General features: G+C 59.9%; 2 protein-coding genes. Both read right to left on the bottom strand.

Annotated features, from left to right (window positions below; genetic code table 11):
- Positions 1-944, bottom strand: a 944-nt coding sequence (locus AC6RA8_RS06705) for a TRAP transporter substrate-binding protein (protein WP_500351441.1), incomplete at its 3' end; no start/stop codon positions are given.
- 46 nt (positions 945-990) lie between these two features.
- The coding region (locus tag AC6RA8_RS06700; protein ID WP_500351439.1) for a TRAP transporter large permease subunit at positions 991-1,260 on the bottom strand (270 nt) is incomplete at its 5' end.

The following is a 1,260-nucleotide window of genomic DNA, read 5'->3' as shown; positions in this document are numbered from 1 at the left end:
GCGGCGATCTCTTCCCAGAAGTCCTGTGCGGCATTCTCGACCTGCGCCCATTCTTCGTCCGGGATCGTGGTCAGCTCCAGCTTGGTGCCGTTCACACGCAGATCGGCTTCGCCCCCCCAGTACCAGTGCTGGCGGTAGTAGTGGGACTGTTCACAGCACACTTGGAACAGCTTCTGCAGGTCTTCTGGCAGTTCGTTCCAGCGATCCATGTTGGCAAAGAAGTGGCCGATCCACGCGCCCGAGATGTTGTTGGTCAGGAAGTAGTTGGTCACGTCTGCCCAGCCCACAGTGTAATCTTCGGTGATGCCCGACCATGCGATGCCGTCCAGCTCGCCCGTCTGCACAGCGACCTCGATATCTTCCCATGGCAGGTTCACGGGCACGACGCCGAACTGGCTCAGGAAGCGCCCGGCGGTGGGGAAGGTGAAGATCCGCTTGCCTTTCAGGTCTTCCAGGCTGCGGATCGGGTCCTTTGTGGCAAAGTGGCAGGGGTCCCAAGCACCGGCGCTGACGTGTTTCACGCCAACAGCCGCGTATTCCTCGGCCCAGATTTCATTCAGACCGTAGCGGTTGAAGAGGACCGGGACGTCGAGCGAATAGCGCGACCCAAAGGGGAAGTAGCCGCCAAACACGGTGACTTCGGTGGGCGAAGCCATCGAGTCATCATCCGATTGCACGGCGTCGATCGTGCCGCGTTGCATGGCTTGGAACAGCTCGCCCGTGGGCACGAGCTGATCGGCATAGAACAGCTCGATCTGCATGCGGTCGCCCGCGATGTCGTTGAACATCTTGATCGCCGGGTCGATCACCTCGGCCGCCAGTGCCGCGCCGGCATAGGTCTGCATCCGCCACTTGATCGTGCTTTGCGCCAGCGCCGGGGCCGCCAGTGTCGCCGCCGGTGCAGCGATGGCGGCACCTTGGATAAACTTACGTCTTGTTGTCATAGTTTTACTCCTAGTTGGTTGGTGCCGGTTGGCCCGGCTTATGAATTCATTTCCCGTAAACGTAATTTGGAAGCCATGTGGCGAGCTCCGGGAAGCTCATGACCAGCGCAAGCGCGAGGGCCATCACAAGCACAAATGGGGTAATCGAGGAGTAGATGTCGCGCAGGGCAATCTCGGGTGGGGCCATCGCGCGCATCAGGAAAAGGTTATAGCCAAATGGCGGTGTCATGTATGCGATCTGGGTCGTGATTGTGTAGAGGATGCCGTACCAGATCAGGTCGAACCCAAGCGCACCGACCAGAGGGACATAGAGCGG

The sequence above is a fragment of the Tateyamaria sp. genome (genome assembly GCF_059783535.1).
This window is presented reverse-complemented; position numbering and strand designations above follow the sequence as displayed.